The organism is Chryseobacterium sp. T16E-39, from assembly GCF_002216065.1.
In the GTDB taxonomy this organism is placed as follows: Bacteria; Bacteroidota; Bacteroidia; order Flavobacteriales; family Weeksellaceae; genus Chryseobacterium.
The window spans coordinates 3,232,982-3,247,276 of sequence record NZ_CP022282.1 but is presented as its reverse complement, the minus strand read 5'-3'; the positions used below and the strand labels follow the sequence as shown (position 1 = coordinate 3,247,276).

Below are 14,295 nucleotides of genomic sequence, written 5' to 3'. Positions count from 1 at the left end.
TAGTTTTTAAAATAGCGGTATTAAAAGTAGATAAAAGAATTCAATTTTGATTTATAATTTTGGTTTGCTTTTTCTGAGTTCTTTATCTAAAATTCTTTGCTCCCAGGAAGAGTCAAATACAAATAACTTCACCCCTTTTATAACCAGAATAATTCCCCAGATTAACAGAAGTATTGAGCCATGATAAAATGAAAAATCTATTGTTCCATGTTCAAAATACTCATTGAAAAACAGGATTCCTGCTATTATACCATACCAAGAAAGGCTTTTGTAAAAGTTTTTCAGCTTTCTCACTCGTTCGTATGCCTGATTGTAATCCATCGTATTGGTATTAAAGTATTTTTCCATGATTTCTTTTGTCTGCTTCCATTAGTTCTTTGATTTTCTTCTCTTCCCAGTCTTTTCCAATTCCAAAAACATTTATTCCATGAGCCACGAGACCGATCCCCCAGCCTAGCATTGGCCAGTAAAACCATAAATGATAAGGTGATGTTAAAAGGTTTAAAACGAATAAAAAGGGAATGACTAAACAATAAGATGTAAGGTTTCCATAAAATCCTTTAAGTTCTTTTACTCTCTTTGCCGCTTTTTCATACGCGCGGTTTTCTTTGTTGAATGATAGTGTTTCCATACTATTGAATTTTGATTTATTTATTTTCTTGAATCAAATGTATGCTGAAAAACATCTTCAAATCAACTATATCTTACTGAACCGTTGAATTTCGGTTCTGAGTTGCAAAAATCCCGACTTCATTGAAATCAGGATTTATTTATACCTAAGAAATGTAACACTTTCGTCTTTTCCGTTTTCCCTTTTTAGTACAAAAAAGGGATCAATTTCTTTGTGATTTTTCTATACTGCACGTATTCTTCACCAAATCGCTGTATAAGAACTTGCTCTTCTATTTTAATCCTGTAACTAAATGCTAAAAAAGGCGGAATAAATGCGATGACCAGGGAAAGCCAATTATTTAAATATAAGCCTAGTCCGAGAAAAGTTAATAATGAAAAAGCATAAGATGGATGTCTAAGGTATCTGTAGAAACCTTCCTTTTTAATTTTATGATCTTCTTTTATGGTAACATCAACTGTGAAATACTTCCCTAAAGATCTGATAATAATTAGTCTAAAAACGATTCCTAAAAGAATCAAACCTTCACCAAGATAAAAGATCCAGCCAGAATCACTAATAGGAAAACTAATCATATTTGAAGTGGTCACAGCTCCAGCAATTGACAGAATAATAACAACCCAGAGTAGGTTAAGTGTGGATTGGTCTTTCTTCTGATCGTTATCTGCAGATTTCAGCTTTTGCTTGTAAATGATCTCAGTCAATAACCAAGCTCCCATTGAAGCGTAGAATAGTATTTGTAAATTCATCGTATTATCGTTTTTTGGTAAAAGGGCAAAAAAGCCGAAAAGCTTAATTGTGAAACCGTAAAATTGTAAAATTGTCGAATTGCTGAATCATAAATGAATATCACATTTTAGCAATTTTACGATTTTGCAAATTGGCAATTTTGCTTTTTCATTTATTCTTATCCATAAATTCTTTAATTTTCTTTTCTTCCCATTTCTTTGCAAAACTGATATTGGGTAAAAAAACAAATAATGCATGCGCCAGAAGCCCTATTCCCCAAAATGTTGCGGTAAAGAAATTTTTAAACTCAAAATAACTTTCTCCGGGCTTTAAATTGGTGTAATTAAAATAAGCAATCAAAATATTTACAGCAATATAAGAGAATAAATGTCCGTAAAAACCCCTTAATCGCTCTACTTGCCTTTTAGCCTGTTGATATCGAATATCATTTTCATCGAATGTTTCCATTGTCTTGTTTTTTTTGTTTATCCATAATCTCCTGAATCTTTTTTTCCTGCCATGGCTCACCTATACCAAAAACCTGGAATGCATGAGAGGCAACTCCTATTCCCCATCCTAACAAGGGCCACCAGAACCACAGGTAATTGCTTTGTGTATAAAGGTTAATAAAAATTAAAAAAGGAATAATAATACAATAAGAAGTCAGGTTTGCATAAAACCCTTTAATCTCTTTTACTCTTTTCTGTGCTCTCTTATACGCTTTATCATGATCTTCAGGTTTGATACTGATATCATTTGGTTTATCAGATAGAACCGGAAGTTTTACTTTAAAATAATCTTCAGATTTTTCAATAAAAACATTTCTCTTTGTAAGGAGAGAATATCGCTGGACAATATTAGCCAATCCAATACCTGCACTTTCTTTGATCTGTTCTCTTATCTGCAGGTTATTTTCTATACACAACGTATCATTTTCAGAAAATATCCTGATCATTAAAGGCTTTGACGAAGTTGCATAATTATGTTTGATACAATTCTCCAACAGCAGTTGTAGAGAAAGAGGAACCACATATCGCCTATAATCTTCCTTCCGGACGTCAAAAATAAAATCCACGCTGTCTTCAAACCTGGTTTTCAGTAATTCGCAATAAATTTTAGCAAATTCTATCTCATCTTCTACCGTCACCAGTTCTTTATCCTTCTGCTCTAAAACATACCTGTAAATCTTTGACATTGAAGAAGTAAACTTCTGTGCCTGTTTTGGATTCTCATCAATTAAAGAACTAAGAACATTTAAAGAATTGAACAGAAAATGGGGATCCAATTGGTTTTTAAGTGTTTCAAACTGGGCATTAGCTGATTTTGCAATCAGTTTCTGCTCTACGACTTCTTTTTTGGAGGTCTTTTTAAGCTCTTCCATAAATCCTCTGGCATGCAGAAAAGCTGAAATAAGAAGGGCAATGTTCACCATAAACCAATTGGTAAAATTATATTTTCCTGAAAAGAACTCTTGTGATGTTGATGCCCTTTGAAAAATCACAAAATTAATGTAATTACATACATACACTAAAATAATATTGGCAACAAGGATCGAAACTACACTTATAATCGCTCTTCTGGTAGTCGCTTCTGACCAGGGAATCTTTTTATTTAAATAATCATTAATTAAACCGTTTCCTATTCCCAGGACAAAGGAATAAAGACCGGAAATCAGAAAGGAAAGCATGAAATTTTCTATTGTTTTCTCTTTTGTAAAAACTAAAAAGAAAAATAGTGCGGTTCCTATGGATACCCAAAGCAGAACGATAAGGCTTTTGCGTTTCATGAGTTTATTTCTTGGTCCAAAATTAGTCGATAATAAATGTAGCAAAAATTATTTTTCACTGAATCGTCATTTTCCTTTACTGAAAGGCAAAATAAAAGTCTTCCCGATTGGGAAGACTTCATTAATATTATATTTTACGGCTATTTTGCAGGTTGGCTGATGAAATATTCGGCTTCTCCTTTTCCCCAATTTGGATCCATTGAAGATTTCGGTTTGTATGAATTGTATTGATCTGCGGCCTTCTTAAACATTTCAATTCCTTTAGTTTTGCTTCCTCCGTACTGTTCTGGTGTGAAGTATATATCTTCTGCTTTGATCAAAGCTATTCTTGGGTTTGTAGGGTCTAATTTCTCCGCTATCTGAAGTTCTTCTGCTGCTTTCATCCCATCCGTCATATATCGCTGCTGCGGATTCACCATCATTCTTAAAGAATACGCCATTTTTTTTAGTAGATGGATCTCTGCATTATCTGCTCCCGCAAGATTCTGAGCAGTTGCCAAATGTTTGTCAGCTTGATTGGCTACCTCATCAAGATCCTGTGTTTTTCCTTCTCTCATCATTACGCGTCCCTTCTGTATGTACGAAAAAGCAGCATAATAACTTGGAAGCCATTTCCCGCTTTCCTTACTTCCTATTCTCTGGAAATCATTCGCTAAAGTCTGGAAATCTTCCACTGTTTTACAGGTTTCGATTTTTGCAATCTTTTCAGACATTATTTTTTCATAATCAGCCTGAGCAAAAGCGGTTAAGCTCATAAAAGCTAAAGCAAAACTTAATAGGTACTTTTTCATTGTTTTTTAATTTTTAGGGTTTGTTTTATTCTATTGAAAGGTATGATTTCATTTTCATGTTGATGAAACTAAACATACAATCTTTTTATTTTGTTATAAATTATTATTGATAGCATCCTGGGTTTTATCGACCCCAAAACTGATAAATGCACCAACAAAAACAAATGTATTTACCGGAGGAACTACAGCAGAACTTCGTGATCCATCTTGTGAGAAATTATATCCATATACATTTTTTGTCCCCAGCACATTGGATACACTTAATACGAAAACAGTAAATACTTTAGAATCTTTTTTTCCGAGATTTGGAAGATAATTAAAACTTAAATTTAATGCATTATAATCTTTTAATCTCCCTTCATTCCTTGTAAAGTTCACCACATTTCCATTGACATCCTTGCTGGCGATATCATAATAAGGACGCCCCTTAGAATAGGTATATGAAAGATTAACGCCTAATTTCCATTCCGGAATAAATCTTTTGCCCACTACTGAAAGGGTGTGTTCAGATGCAAAATTGGGTTTTAAGCTAACGGGATAATTCATAAAATCTCTTTTAGAATCCAAAAACGAGTAGCTGATCCAATAATCAATATTTTCAAATGTTTTTTTATCTCTCCAAAATAGCTCCAATCCTTTTGCATATCCATAGCCATCGTTATTAATTGCAGTCTGTACGGGCTGATTTTGACTATCAATATTAGCAATGTTTTTCACTTTTATCAGCTGGTCATATTTTTTATAAAAAGCCTCCAATCTTAAGCTTCTCCCTTCAGATGTTCTTTGCAACTGTAAAATATAGTGCTGTGATTTTTGAAAGTCCAAGCTGGCCGGGCCATTAATATATTTACTTTCAGGATTTTGATAAAACAATCCATAGGCAAATGAAGTCGTCCAGTTCTGAGCTAAACGATAAGCTAATGCTAAGCGGGGAGCTATATTACTTTTATTTAAAAAGGAAGAATTTTCTGCTCTTACTCCTATCTTTGCTGAGAGTTGGTTGCTAAACCCAAGATCCGTTTCTGCAAAAACAGAAGATATAAAATCCTGATAATGTTTTTTTACGTCCTCAAAATTCAGTTTTTCGTCCGTATTATTTAATTCAAACCCTCCACGTACTGCACTTATTTTATTGATCTTCCTTTCTAACACAGCCTTAAAATTGATATAATTACCTGTGGTTAAAAGTTGGGTTTTAGCAGATTCAATATCATTCGTTTCCCCGGAAAAATTAAGATCAGACCTGTTATACGAATAGGAAGCTCCTGTATTCAACAGATACTTTCCGAACTTCTGTTTAAAAGACAAATTGTGATAGGTATTTTTTCCATTGATTCTAACCAGTGCATAGTCCGATCCCGGCTCCAAACTTGCTGCTCTTACTCCCATTTTATTGGTATCGTACATTCCGTAATACTTGAAAAACCCTCCGGATTTTGTTTTAATTCTAAAATTAGCATCTCCGTTAAGCCCCTCTGGTGCATTTATAAAATCTGTGTTGAAATTAAGCACCTTTTGCATAAGACTTAAAAGAGAATATCCTAAAGTTGCCCCGTAGGAATGGTTTTTATCCTCACTCAATTTCTGAAACCCACCACTCAAAAAGATCGGTGAAATCCCAAAATCATAAGAACTCTGATCTGGCAGATCGACACTTTCAAGCATTAATGCACCGGAAAGAGCCTGCCCATATAATGCAGAATATCCACCACTTGAAAAAACATTTCCTTTAAAAAGCGATGTATTAAATCGGTCTCTTCCCGCAATCCCGGGAACTGAGCTCGAGAAATAGTTGTTGATGAGACTTCCATCCATGAAGATCTTAGATTCCGTTCCTGTACCGCCTCTAATAAAGAGTCCTTCAGATTCTCCTACTTTTTGTACACCGGGAAGATAGGTTAATGCAGATGAAATTTGCCCATCAGCACCTGCCGTTGTATAAACATCTATCGGTGTCAATAATGCTGTCGCTCTTTTCTTGTCGCTTGCTTCTATTGAACCGGCAGAAATCACCACTGCATCAATTTCATTGATCTGTTCTTTTAACTCTGCATCTACGGAAATATCTTGATTATCAATAACAATTGATTTTTCAATATCGTTGTATTTTGGATGGGTAAAAGTAAGGGTCTGGTTTCCTTTTTCTGTCGTCTCAAAAGAGAATTTACCTCCTGCATCCGTCGTTGCTCCATCGTAGGTTCCCTTTAAAGTGACGTTGATTTCCCCAACCCCTTTATTTCTATAAGTTACTTTTCCAGTAATCTTAACTTGAGCAACACTCAGTAGAAACGAGAGAAAAGCAAAGAGAAATAATAGTTTTTGTTTTTGAGTTTTCATTGTTATTAATTTTCGGATCAAAAATACTATAGAAGATACCTTTCAGTAAAAAAAATATTACTGAAAGGTAAAGTTTGCGTCCTGAGTCGGAAATTAATGTATCGGGATACAAAAATCGACGATCATTTTCCCCTCGGGATGTTCTTTAAAGTTAGAATGATAGATTTCAAAAGGAAAAGCCTTTCTAATAGTATAATGATTTTCATTCATCCACAGGAATAAGGATGCCCAGCATTGTTCAAAGTCATTTAAGGTTACTTCTCCACTTCCTACGATGAATTTCCCCGCCTCAATAGTTTCGGGAAAAATTTCACCTTCCTGCCCTTTCAGTTGAGTCTCCAGAAGCATGCTGGCATGGATTCTTACTTTATCCGGCGGCGTTATTTTAAAACTATCATGATATACAGAGATCATTTTTACGTGATCCGCGGGAAAAGGACGCTTTTCTGTGGCCCAGCTAATTAGTTTACCGTAAGAAGGCTCTACGTTTTTAAGGCCCAGGCTCATTACGGATGCAAGATGCATTTCTTCAAGTTGCTTTACTTCAATTTTTAAATTCATGGTTCGCCATTTTAATAGGTTTTCTACCTTGCAAAGGTATTGGTGAAAAACCGTATCAACTTGTCCGTTCTTGCTTTCGATTTGTAAAATCTTGTGAAAACTATCCGGTGCAGATCTTCGAAATTCTGAAGGAGACTTTCCGTAATATTTTTTAAATGTTTTATTAAAAACCGAATGGTTGGCAAATCCAAGCTCCAAATAGATCTCTTTTATGTGTATTCCCTTTCGTAAAGAAAGATATAAAGCGCTTTTTTCTATTTTTTTTCTGGTCACATAGTTTTGGAGTGTCTCTCCCGTAATAAGTTTAAAAACCCTGTGAAAATGGAACGGTGAATAAGCCCCGATCTCTGCAACTTTTTCAAGGCTGAGCTCCGTATCAAGGTGATCCTCTATATACTGAATAATTTTTACAATTCTTTTTTTGTACGCTTCCAATTATTGTTTTTACTCACAAAAATAACAAGATTAAACAGAGTGAATTTGTCTTTTATTGCGGAATGTTTTTAAAACAGACGGGAATCATAAAGTGGTTTCAAAAATTATGTCTAATTTTAGGTTATTATAAAAATTACTTAAAATCATTTTAAAATGAAAGTACAAAAATTTGCATTATTAACGGGATTGGCCTTATTTGCTGTTTCTTGTGGAACAACAAACACATACATGGTCAATGCTAAAAGCGGAACGAATACTGGTGGAACTGCTAAGTTCACCCAGAAAGGAGATGAAGTTATCATGAAGCTTGATGTAACTAATTTAACTCCGGGAATCCATGCCGTACACATTCACGAAAAAGGAGATTGCTCGGCTGCTGATGGAACTTCTACAGGAGGACACTGGAATCCTGCAAAAGATGATCACGGAAAATGGGGAGCGGAACATTTCCATATGGGAGACATCGGTAACCTTGTCGCTGATCAGAGTGGAACAGCAACTTTAACATTCAAAACCAATAAATGGTGTGTAGGATGTGCCGATGAGTCTAAGAATATTATTGGAAAAGGTCTTATTGTACATGCAGCAGCAGATGACTTTCACACACAGCCAACAGGAAATGCCGGAGGCCGTGTAGGATGTGTAGAGATCAAATAACATTTCAAAGCCCGAAAAGTAAATGGAATAGGCTCCCAATAGCCTAATTATTGAAAATAAAATCGGAACCCTTCTGGGTTCCGATTTTATTTTTATTGTTTTCGATCAATAAATAACCCGGTATTTCTTATACCGGGTTATTTATGATTTATGATTTTACATTCATATCGGCAACAATATTCATTGCTTCCTGAAGATAAGTATCTTTCTTAAGGTTCTTGATCCACATTTCAGACTTCTTCTTGAATGCTTCATCCTTTTTCTCCCTTTCAATCTCACTTGGAAACATTGTAAACTGAAGTCCATTCACAAATTTAGTCAACGCCTTGAATTTTTCAATCTGAGCTTTTCTTTGCTTCATGACCTCATTGAATTTATTAATGTTCAGCGTAATGGTCTCTTCTTTATCCAATTTCTCTCTCCATTGCGCAGATTCCAATAAGAGCTGATAATTTGCATTTTTAGCCATCCTTTCAGCGCTTGCCTTTTCCAGTGCCTGAATATTGAAATAATTTAATTTCTGGAACTGTGTTCCTGGAATTTTATCCCAAGCTAATGCAAAATCATCATAACGTTCTCCGATCTCAGCATAGGTGAAAAAGTCCTTCATTTGAATATCAGAAACAATTCCTTTTCTTTGATTTGATTCTCCTGTAATTCTATAGAACTTTTGAATTGTTAGTTTTAAAGATCCGAAATCATCTTCTGTATTCAAGAACCTGTTCAGATCAACAAAAGTCTGTACTGTTCCTTTTCCAAAAGATTGAGGAGAACCAATAATAACAGCTCTTCCATAATCCTGCATTACTCCCGCTAAAATTTCGGAAGCTGATGCTGAAAGTTCATTTTGCATGATTACCAATGGTCCCGTCCAGATCGGAGTTTCATTTTTATTTTTTAGGGTCTGGATTTTTCCATTTCCATCTTTTACCTGAACATAAGGACCTGCATTCATGAATAATCCCATAATATCACCAACCTCAGTTAATGATCCTCCGCCATTATTTCTTAAATCTAAAATAATCCCTTCGATATTCTGAGCTTTCAATTTAATGATCTCATTCTTAATATCGTCTGAGGCATTTCTACCTTTAGAATCTTCAAAATCAGCGTTAAAACTAGGTAAATTAATGAACCCATATTTCTTTCCATTCGGAGAATTCACAACAATACTTTTTGCAAATGTATCTTCAATAGCTACCTCTTCACGAAGCATGGTAACTTCTTTTATGGTTCCATCTTTTTTCTGAACGGTCAGCGTCACAGGAGTTCCTTTTTCACCTCTGATTAATCTTACCGCTTCATCTGAAAGCATCCCTACAACATTTACAGCATCTTCTTTCGGTTTAGACTTCACTTTCAAAATCTTATCCCCTTCGGACAATTGTTTTGATTTCCAGGCCGGAGCACCAATCGTTAGAGCCCCTAAGTAGAGATATCCTTTTTTCTCCTGGATAATCGCTCCAATACCAATTACCTTTCCTGCAAATTGAGTATCAAAGTCTTCTTTATCTTTTGGAGAATAATAATTTGTGTGAGGATCGAAAACCTCAGTATATGCATTCATATATACTGTGAACCAATCCATTTTTTTTCTCTTTTTAAATCTTGTAAAAGTTTCCTTCACAAGATCTTTAACTTCATCTGTTGCTTTTAGTCTTTTCTCGTCTGGACTAAGAATCTTCAGCTTAATGGTATCTTTAAGATTGTACTTTTGAACAGAATCTTTCTTCTCTTTTTGAGCCTGTTCTTTACTGTTCATCGACTCAATTTCCTGAAGGATATTATATTTAATAAACTTTCTCCATTCGTTATACTGTTCTTGCTTGTTAGCTGGAACCTTTTTCAATTTAGGCTCTAAAGTAAGTGTTTCATCTTCCTCTAAATTGATTGGTTTACTGAAAATATCCTGAGTAATCTGATCAATTTCATCTACTCTTTGATACAATCTGTCAATGGTAAGTTTATAGAAGGTTAAGTCTCCAAGGTTCAGATAGTCATCCAGTTTTGTTTCATGCTTGCTGAATTCATCCATGTCTGACTGAAGGAAATATCTTTTCCCGGAATCTACCATTTCAAAATAATGTTTATAAACATCTTTTGAATAGGCATCATTGATAGGTTTTGGGCTGTAATGTAAATAAGAAAGTGTATTCTTCACGCTTACCATTATCGTCTGCATCTTTTCATCGTCATTCTTAGGCGAGTTGAAACAAAACATTAGACTTGTCAATGGAATTAGGAGTAAAAATTTATTGAGTTTAAAATTTTTCCACATAAATCTGTAATGTATTTTATTAATTTTTTCTAAATTATATGAATTAGTAGTAACATTTAAATTACTGTTACAAACTATCAAATTTAATACCTTATTTACAAATATCGGATAGTTTTGAGTATTTTTGTTAAAATAAAAATATTTTATGGAAAGACCACTTATTCTGGTAACTAATGATGATGGAATTACAGCACCTGGTATCAGAAATCTTATTAATTTTATGAATGAAATCGGAGAAGTGATTGTGGTAGCACCCAACTCTCCGCAAAGTGGAAAAGGACATGCTATTACTATCAATTCTACTTTAAGTTATGAAGAAGTAAAACTTGATGGTCCACAAACTGATTATTCTTGTAGCGGAACTCCTGTTGATTGTGTAAAAATGGCTCTTGACAAAATTTTGACAAGAAGACCGGATATTGTTGTTTCAGGAATCAATCACGGAGCGAACTCATCGATTAATGTTATTTATTCCGGGACGATGTCTGCTGCTGTAGAAGCCGGCGTAGAAGGGATTCCCGCTATTGGATTCTCGCTGCTTGATTTTAGCTGGGAAGCAGATTTTACACAGGCAAAAGAATTTATCCAAAATATTGTAAAAAGAACCCTGGAAAACCCAATGCCCAAAGGAATCGTTCTTAACGTAAATATTCCAAAACTTCCTGCCGGAGAAATAAAAGGAATTAAAGTCTGCAAACAGGCTAATGCAAAATGGGAAGAAAGCTTTGATGAAAGGGTAAATCCACATGGAAAAAAATACTATTGGCTGACAGGATATTTCAACAATATGGATGAATCTGAAGATGCTGATGAAACAGCTTTGGCCAACGGATATATCTCTATCGTTCCTGTAAAATTTGATTTAACAGCCTACGAATATATGAAGACCCTGGAAGAGGTTATGAATTTTGACTAATGTATAGTAAGCTCGATAACCCTGTTTATCATTCACTTAATGAGCATCATGAGAAGTTTTGCTTAAACTTTGGTGATTCTAAGTTTTATAATCCGGAAGTAGCTGCCTTTGGAGGAGCATTAGAAGCTGGAAAAGAAAATGACATCGCAGAATACTCAAAAATCTGTGATGATTTTCTAATGTTTGGTGCTAAACCTATTGGCAATTTTAAAACAGAATTATCTCAGCTTGTCTGTGATCAGTACGTTTTAGAAAAGAAAATCAATCTGGAGCTTACAGAAGACATCCTTCTTCTAACAGAAGAAAATCAGACTGAGCTTCTTTTATTTGTCAAAAAATTCTATCCTCATTACTTCAAAAACAGAACTCCCGAACTAGGTCGTTATTTTGGAATCTTTAAGGATAATAAACTGGTTGCGGTAACGGGTGAGAGAATGCAGATGAACGATATGACTGAAGTAAGTGCTGTGATTACAGATTCTGATTATCTGGGAAAAGGCTATGCGAAACAACTGGTTGCATTTGTTTCCTCAAAGATATTTGAAGATAACAAAACCCCTTTTCTACATGTTGCTGAAACAAATACAGGAGCTAAAAAACTTTATGAGAAACTCGGTTTCGATCACAGAGGAACCATAAATTTATGGGGTGTTAAACGATAGTTTTTCACCCCTTTTTTCTGTTGACCATTATACTTTAATTCAGAAAGGTAGTTCTGGACTATACTAAAACAGGACTTTATCTTCCTTTCTTAATTCTTCAAGATATTCTTTTTTCCCATCGCGATAGAAAAGATTCATGGTTTCAAAAGGGATTAACTTCAAATCTTTATTCACGATGTGAACGCAAGATTTTTTTACTGCCCGAACATCAAAATCATGAGCATCCATGAAGTTCATGATGATAATCCTAAACAGATTGTCATAATCCAAATCAGGTGCGGAAACTTCAGGAAGACAACAGAGTAACTGGTTCACCTTAGGCTTTACTTTATCTACTGAAATTCCTGTACTGAAAATATCCAGCAGCTGCATTTGAAGTCCTGCATCCTGTTCGTATACAATTGTATTCCGTGATTCATTATTCAGCAGATCAGCAGGATTGATATATCTTGTTAAAGGAATTATTTCACCTTCTAACTTTAAAATATAACCCATTGCCAAAGCATCCGGATTACAAGGGACCGGAATGATATCATCTGAATTCAGTAAAGGAAATTGATTCAAAATTTCCTGCCTTACTTCTGTTAACGTAATTTTCTCATGCGCCGAATCCTCCCTGTTTCTTCCGGCAATTTCTACAGGCTGAAAGGTAATTCCCCGCACACATTTTTGTTTCAATGCAAATTCAATAATTTTCCCGATCTCATCAATATTCTTTCCCTGTTGAAGAACAATAACCAAGGTCGTTGAAAGATTCAGCTCATTGAGTTTTTCCAGAGCTTTCATTCGCACATCTGTAAGATCTTTTCCTCTGAAGTCCATTAAAACCTCAGGCTTAAAAGAATCAAACTGAAGATAGACTTCAAACTCGGAAGCATATGTAGCCAGTTTTTCTGCAAATCCGGGATCATTGGCTATTCTTACCCCGTTGGTGTTCAGCATCAGATGTTTGATGGGTTTAGATTTGGCAATATCCATGATCTTAAAAAACTCTGGATGGATTGTCGGTTCTCCTCCACTGATCTGAACAACGTCCGGCTGTCCTTCATTTTTAACAATGACATCAAACATTGCCTCTATTTCTTCTAAACTTCTGTGACTTCCATAATGTGGAGACGACATCGCATAGCAGGTCGGACATGTCAGATTACAACGATCTGTAACCTCTACAATAGATAAACAACTATGTTGCTCATGATCTACACAGAGCCCGCAATCATAAGGGCATCCATATTCTACATCAGTTCCGAAATGTAAAGGCATTTCAGAGGCCTTGTTGTAGTTTCTGATATTTTTATAATAGTGGACGTCAGAGGCTATTTTTGTTTTGAAAAAACCGTGCTCGGGACATCTTTTTGTCATGAAAACAGCTTCATCCTCTATGATTATCTTTGCTCCTACCCTTTTCAGACATTCCGGGCAAAGACTGATCGTATAATCGTAATAGGTATAGTTTCTTACTGGCATAATAGTATTTTAAATTTAAGCTCCACAAATGTATCCACTAATTAAACCGCAGATTAAAAGGCAAATGAGCATGCTTTGAATAAACTGCTTTTTAGTAAACTTTTTATCCCCTTTCCATTCGTAAGAGATCTTTACAATCATTGTAATGATAAAAGATATAAAAAGCCCCCCCAATACCATTATGAGAATAATCATAGCAACTAACCCACCCAGGTTTCCTACCTCTAAAAGACTTAACAGTTTCATTTTAAATATTTTAATGTGAATTTACGGTTTTTGTTTCTTTGATTTTAAAAATGTAATAAATAATTACGCTTAGACAAACGAGCTGTATTGTCCCAAAATTTCCAATAAGTTCAACTCTTGGCTTTATAAAATCCAGAAAGAACCTGAATATAAAGTAGCTTACCATAAAAATCTGAAAGATATAACCAGACGGATAATCTGCTGTACTCTGTTTGATTTTTAAAACAACCCAAAGACCCAGTAAAAATACGATTTCATAAAGAGCTACCGGATGTCTGAGATATTGATCTCCGAGATGCATTCCGAAGATAGATTGGGTGGGTACCCCGTAAGTTTCCTCATCAACTCCTGTAAGAAAACAACCTACTCTTCCAATAATTATAGCCAGAAGTAAAGGATACACGATCAGGTCTCCTGTACTTTCCTTATGTCCGACAATTTTTTTTGCCAATTCTACCCCTATTAATCCGAAAGCAAGTCCCCCAACGATGGTATTATTGGACCAGATACTCTTAAAGTTAAAATGTTCAAAAAGCTTATAAGGGTTCTCAAGGTTTCCAATTAGTTTTGATCCAATTAATGCCCCGGCTGTAGCCCCAATAAGTACCGCAGCGGACGTATTGAAAGAAAGTTTTTCGGAAGATTTTCTTTTTAAATAAAAATAATAACGCATTCCCATAAACATTCCTAGCGCTTCAAAAATAGGATGCGCTAACATTGTTTTACCAAATATTTGAAAAGTAACCGGAAAATCCATCCTTTCAAAAATACTATATTTAATATTATTTGCTAATTTTAA

Annotated in this window: 15 protein-coding genes; 3 read left to right on the top strand and 12 right to left on the bottom strand. The window is 34.9% G+C overall.

The features are described 5' to 3' along the window. Positions 1–51: 51 nt before the first annotated feature. The 8 genes from CEY12_RS14645 to CEY12_RS14610 all read right to left on the bottom strand — a co-directional run bounded on the left by CEY12_RS14645 (position 52) and on the right by CEY12_RS14610 (position 7,270). On the bottom strand, positions 52–348 hold the full coding sequence (locus CEY12_RS14645) for a 2TM domain-containing protein (RefSeq protein ID WP_089028389.1): 297 nt from the start codon (positions 346–348) through the stop codon (positions 52–54). Further along, positions 332–631 carry a 2TM domain-containing protein gene (locus CEY12_RS14640; protein ID WP_089028388.1) on the bottom strand — a complete coding sequence of 100 codons (300 nt, stop codon included), beginning with the start codon at positions 629–631 and terminating at the stop codon, positions 332–334. Before CEY12_RS14640 ends, CEY12_RS14645 begins: the two co-directional genes overlap by 17 nt. Positions 632–816: 185 nt before the next feature. Beyond that, the gene (locus CEY12_RS14635) at positions 817–1,380 is read right to left on the bottom strand and encodes a methyltransferase family protein (RefSeq protein ID WP_089028387.1); all 564 of its coding nucleotides are present in this window, start codon (positions 1,378–1,380) and stop codon (positions 817–819) included. 148 nt (positions 1,381–1,528) lie between these two features. Then, the gene (locus CEY12_RS14630) at positions 1,529–1,828 is read right to left on the bottom strand and encodes a 2TM domain-containing protein (RefSeq protein WP_089028386.1); all 300 of its coding nucleotides are present in this window, start codon (positions 1,826–1,828) and stop codon (positions 1,529–1,531) included. Continuing rightward, positions 1,812–3,146, bottom strand: coding sequence for a 2TM domain-containing protein (locus CEY12_RS14625; RefSeq protein ID WP_089028385.1), 1,335 nt, complete (start codon positions 3,144–3,146; stop codon positions 1,812–1,814). Before CEY12_RS14625 ends, CEY12_RS14630 begins: the two co-directional genes overlap by 17 nt. 140 nt (positions 3,147–3,286) lie before the next feature. Further along, positions 3,287–3,937 (bottom strand): hypothetical protein, encoded by a 651-nt coding sequence (locus CEY12_RS14620; RefSeq protein WP_089028384.1) that lies wholly within the window; start codon positions 3,935–3,937, stop codon positions 3,287–3,289. 93 nt (positions 3,938–4,030) lie between these two features. After that, positions 4,031–6,274, bottom strand: a complete 2,244-nt coding sequence (locus CEY12_RS14615; RefSeq protein ID WP_089028383.1) for a TonB-dependent receptor — start codon at positions 6,272–6,274, stop codon at positions 4,031–4,033. 93 nt (positions 6,275–6,367) lie between these two features. Then, entirely contained in the window at positions 6,368–7,270 is a 903-nt protein-coding gene (locus CEY12_RS14610) for a GyrI-like domain-containing protein (RefSeq protein ID WP_089028382.1), read from the bottom strand. 153 nt (positions 7,271–7,423) lie between these two features. Between CEY12_RS14610 and CEY12_RS14605 the strand changes: the two genes are divergently transcribed. Beyond that, a complete protein-coding gene (locus CEY12_RS14605; protein WP_089028381.1) occupies positions 7,424–7,927 on the top strand; it encodes a superoxide dismutase family protein in 504 nt (167 codons plus the stop codon). Positions 7,928–8,075: 148 nt separating this feature from the next. Here the strand turns inward: CEY12_RS14605 and CEY12_RS14600 are convergent, their stop codons facing one another. Beyond that, complete coding sequence (locus tag CEY12_RS14600; protein ID WP_089028380.1) at positions 8,076–10,205, bottom strand: carboxy terminal-processing peptidase; 2,130 nt, start codon at positions 10,203–10,205, stop codon at positions 8,076–8,078. A gap of 145 nt (positions 10,206–10,350) precedes the next feature. Between CEY12_RS14600 and surE the strand changes: the two genes are divergently transcribed. Both surE and CEY12_RS14590 read left to right on the top strand, forming a co-directional pair. Next, positions 10,351–11,121: a 5'/3'-nucleotidase SurE gene (gene surE, locus CEY12_RS14595; RefSeq protein WP_089028379.1), complete on the top strand. Its 771-nt coding sequence runs from the start codon at positions 10,351–10,353 to the stop codon at positions 11,119–11,121. Next, positions 11,121–11,783 carry a GNAT family N-acetyltransferase gene (locus CEY12_RS14590; RefSeq protein ID WP_089028378.1) on the top strand — a complete coding sequence of 221 codons (663 nt, stop codon included), beginning with the start codon at positions 11,121–11,123 and terminating at the stop codon, positions 11,781–11,783. The genes surE and CEY12_RS14590 overlap by 1 nt, the downstream gene beginning before the upstream one ends. A gap of 63 nt (positions 11,784–11,846) precedes the next feature. Here CEY12_RS14590 and CEY12_RS14585 read toward each other — a convergent pair whose 3' ends face one another. Genes CEY12_RS14585 through CEY12_RS14575 form a run of 3 tightly spaced genes read right to left on the bottom strand, consistent with a single transcriptional unit; the run spans position 11,847 to position 14,253 of the window. After that, positions 11,847–13,250 (bottom strand): radical SAM protein, encoded by a 1,404-nt coding sequence (locus CEY12_RS14585; protein ID WP_089028377.1) that lies wholly within the window; start codon positions 13,248–13,250, stop codon positions 11,847–11,849. Positions 13,251–13,265: 15 nt separating this feature from the next. Continuing rightward, the gene (locus CEY12_RS14580) at positions 13,266–13,496 is read right to left on the bottom strand and encodes a hypothetical protein (RefSeq protein WP_089028376.1); all 231 of its coding nucleotides are present in this window, start codon (positions 13,494–13,496) and stop codon (positions 13,266–13,268) included. A 10-nt stretch (positions 13,497–13,506) separates the two neighbouring features. Further along, positions 13,507–14,253 carry a prolipoprotein diacylglyceryl transferase gene (locus tag CEY12_RS14575; protein WP_089028375.1) on the bottom strand — a complete coding sequence of 249 codons (747 nt, stop codon included), beginning with the start codon at positions 14,251–14,253 and terminating at the stop codon, positions 13,507–13,509. Positions 14,254–14,295 lie beyond the last annotated feature (42 nt).

What these genes read in the sequence shown, in the direction of transcription:
- CEY12_RS14645 (WP_089028389.1), bottom strand. Translation starts at nt 348, where the DNA reads ATGGAAAAATACTTTAATACCAATACGATGGATTACAATCAGGCATAC.
- CEY12_RS14640 (WP_089028388.1), bottom strand. Translation starts at nt 631, where the DNA reads ATGGAAACACTATCATTCAACAAAGAAAACCGCGCGTATGAAAAAGCG.
- CEY12_RS14635 (WP_089028387.1), bottom strand. Translation starts at nt 1,380, where the DNA reads ATGAATTTACAAATACTATTCTACGCTTCAATGGGAGCTTGGTTATTG.
- CEY12_RS14630 (WP_089028386.1), bottom strand. Translation starts at nt 1,828, where the DNA reads ATGGAAACATTCGATGAAAATGATATTCGATATCAACAGGCTAAAAGG.
- CEY12_RS14625 (WP_089028385.1), bottom strand. Translation starts at nt 3,146, where the DNA reads ATGAAACGCAAAAGCCTTATCGTTCTGCTTTGGGTATCCATAGGAACC.
- CEY12_RS14620 (WP_089028384.1), bottom strand. Translation starts at nt 3,937, where the DNA reads ATGAAAAAGTACCTATTAAGTTTTGCTTTAGCTTTTATGAGCTTAACC.
- CEY12_RS14615 (WP_089028383.1), bottom strand. Translation starts at nt 6,274, where the DNA reads ATGAAAACTCAAAAACAAAAACTATTATTTCTCTTTGCTTTTCTCTCG.
- CEY12_RS14605 (WP_089028381.1), top strand. Translation starts at nt 7,424, where the DNA reads ATGAAAGTACAAAAATTTGCATTATTAACGGGATTGGCCTTATTTGCT.
- CEY12_RS14600 (WP_089028380.1), bottom strand. Translation starts at nt 10,205, where the DNA reads ATGTGGAAAAATTTTAAACTCAATAAATTTTTACTCCTAATTCCATTG.
- surE (WP_089028379.1), top strand. Translation starts at nt 10,351, where the DNA reads ATGGAAAGACCACTTATTCTGGTAACTAATGATGATGGAATTACAGCA.
- CEY12_RS14590 (WP_089028378.1), top strand. Translation starts at nt 11,121, where the DNA reads ATGTATAGTAAGCTCGATAACCCTGTTTATCATTCACTTAATGAGCAT.
- CEY12_RS14585 (WP_089028377.1), bottom strand. Translation starts at nt 13,250, where the DNA reads ATGCCAGTAAGAAACTATACCTATTACGATTATACGATCAGTCTTTGC.
- CEY12_RS14580 (WP_089028376.1), bottom strand. Translation starts at nt 13,496, where the DNA reads ATGAAACTGTTAAGTCTTTTAGAGGTAGGAAACCTGGGTGGGTTAGTT.
- CEY12_RS14575 (WP_089028375.1), bottom strand. Translation starts at nt 14,253, where the DNA reads ATGGATTTTCCGGTTACTTTTCAAATATTTGGTAAAACAATGTTAGCG.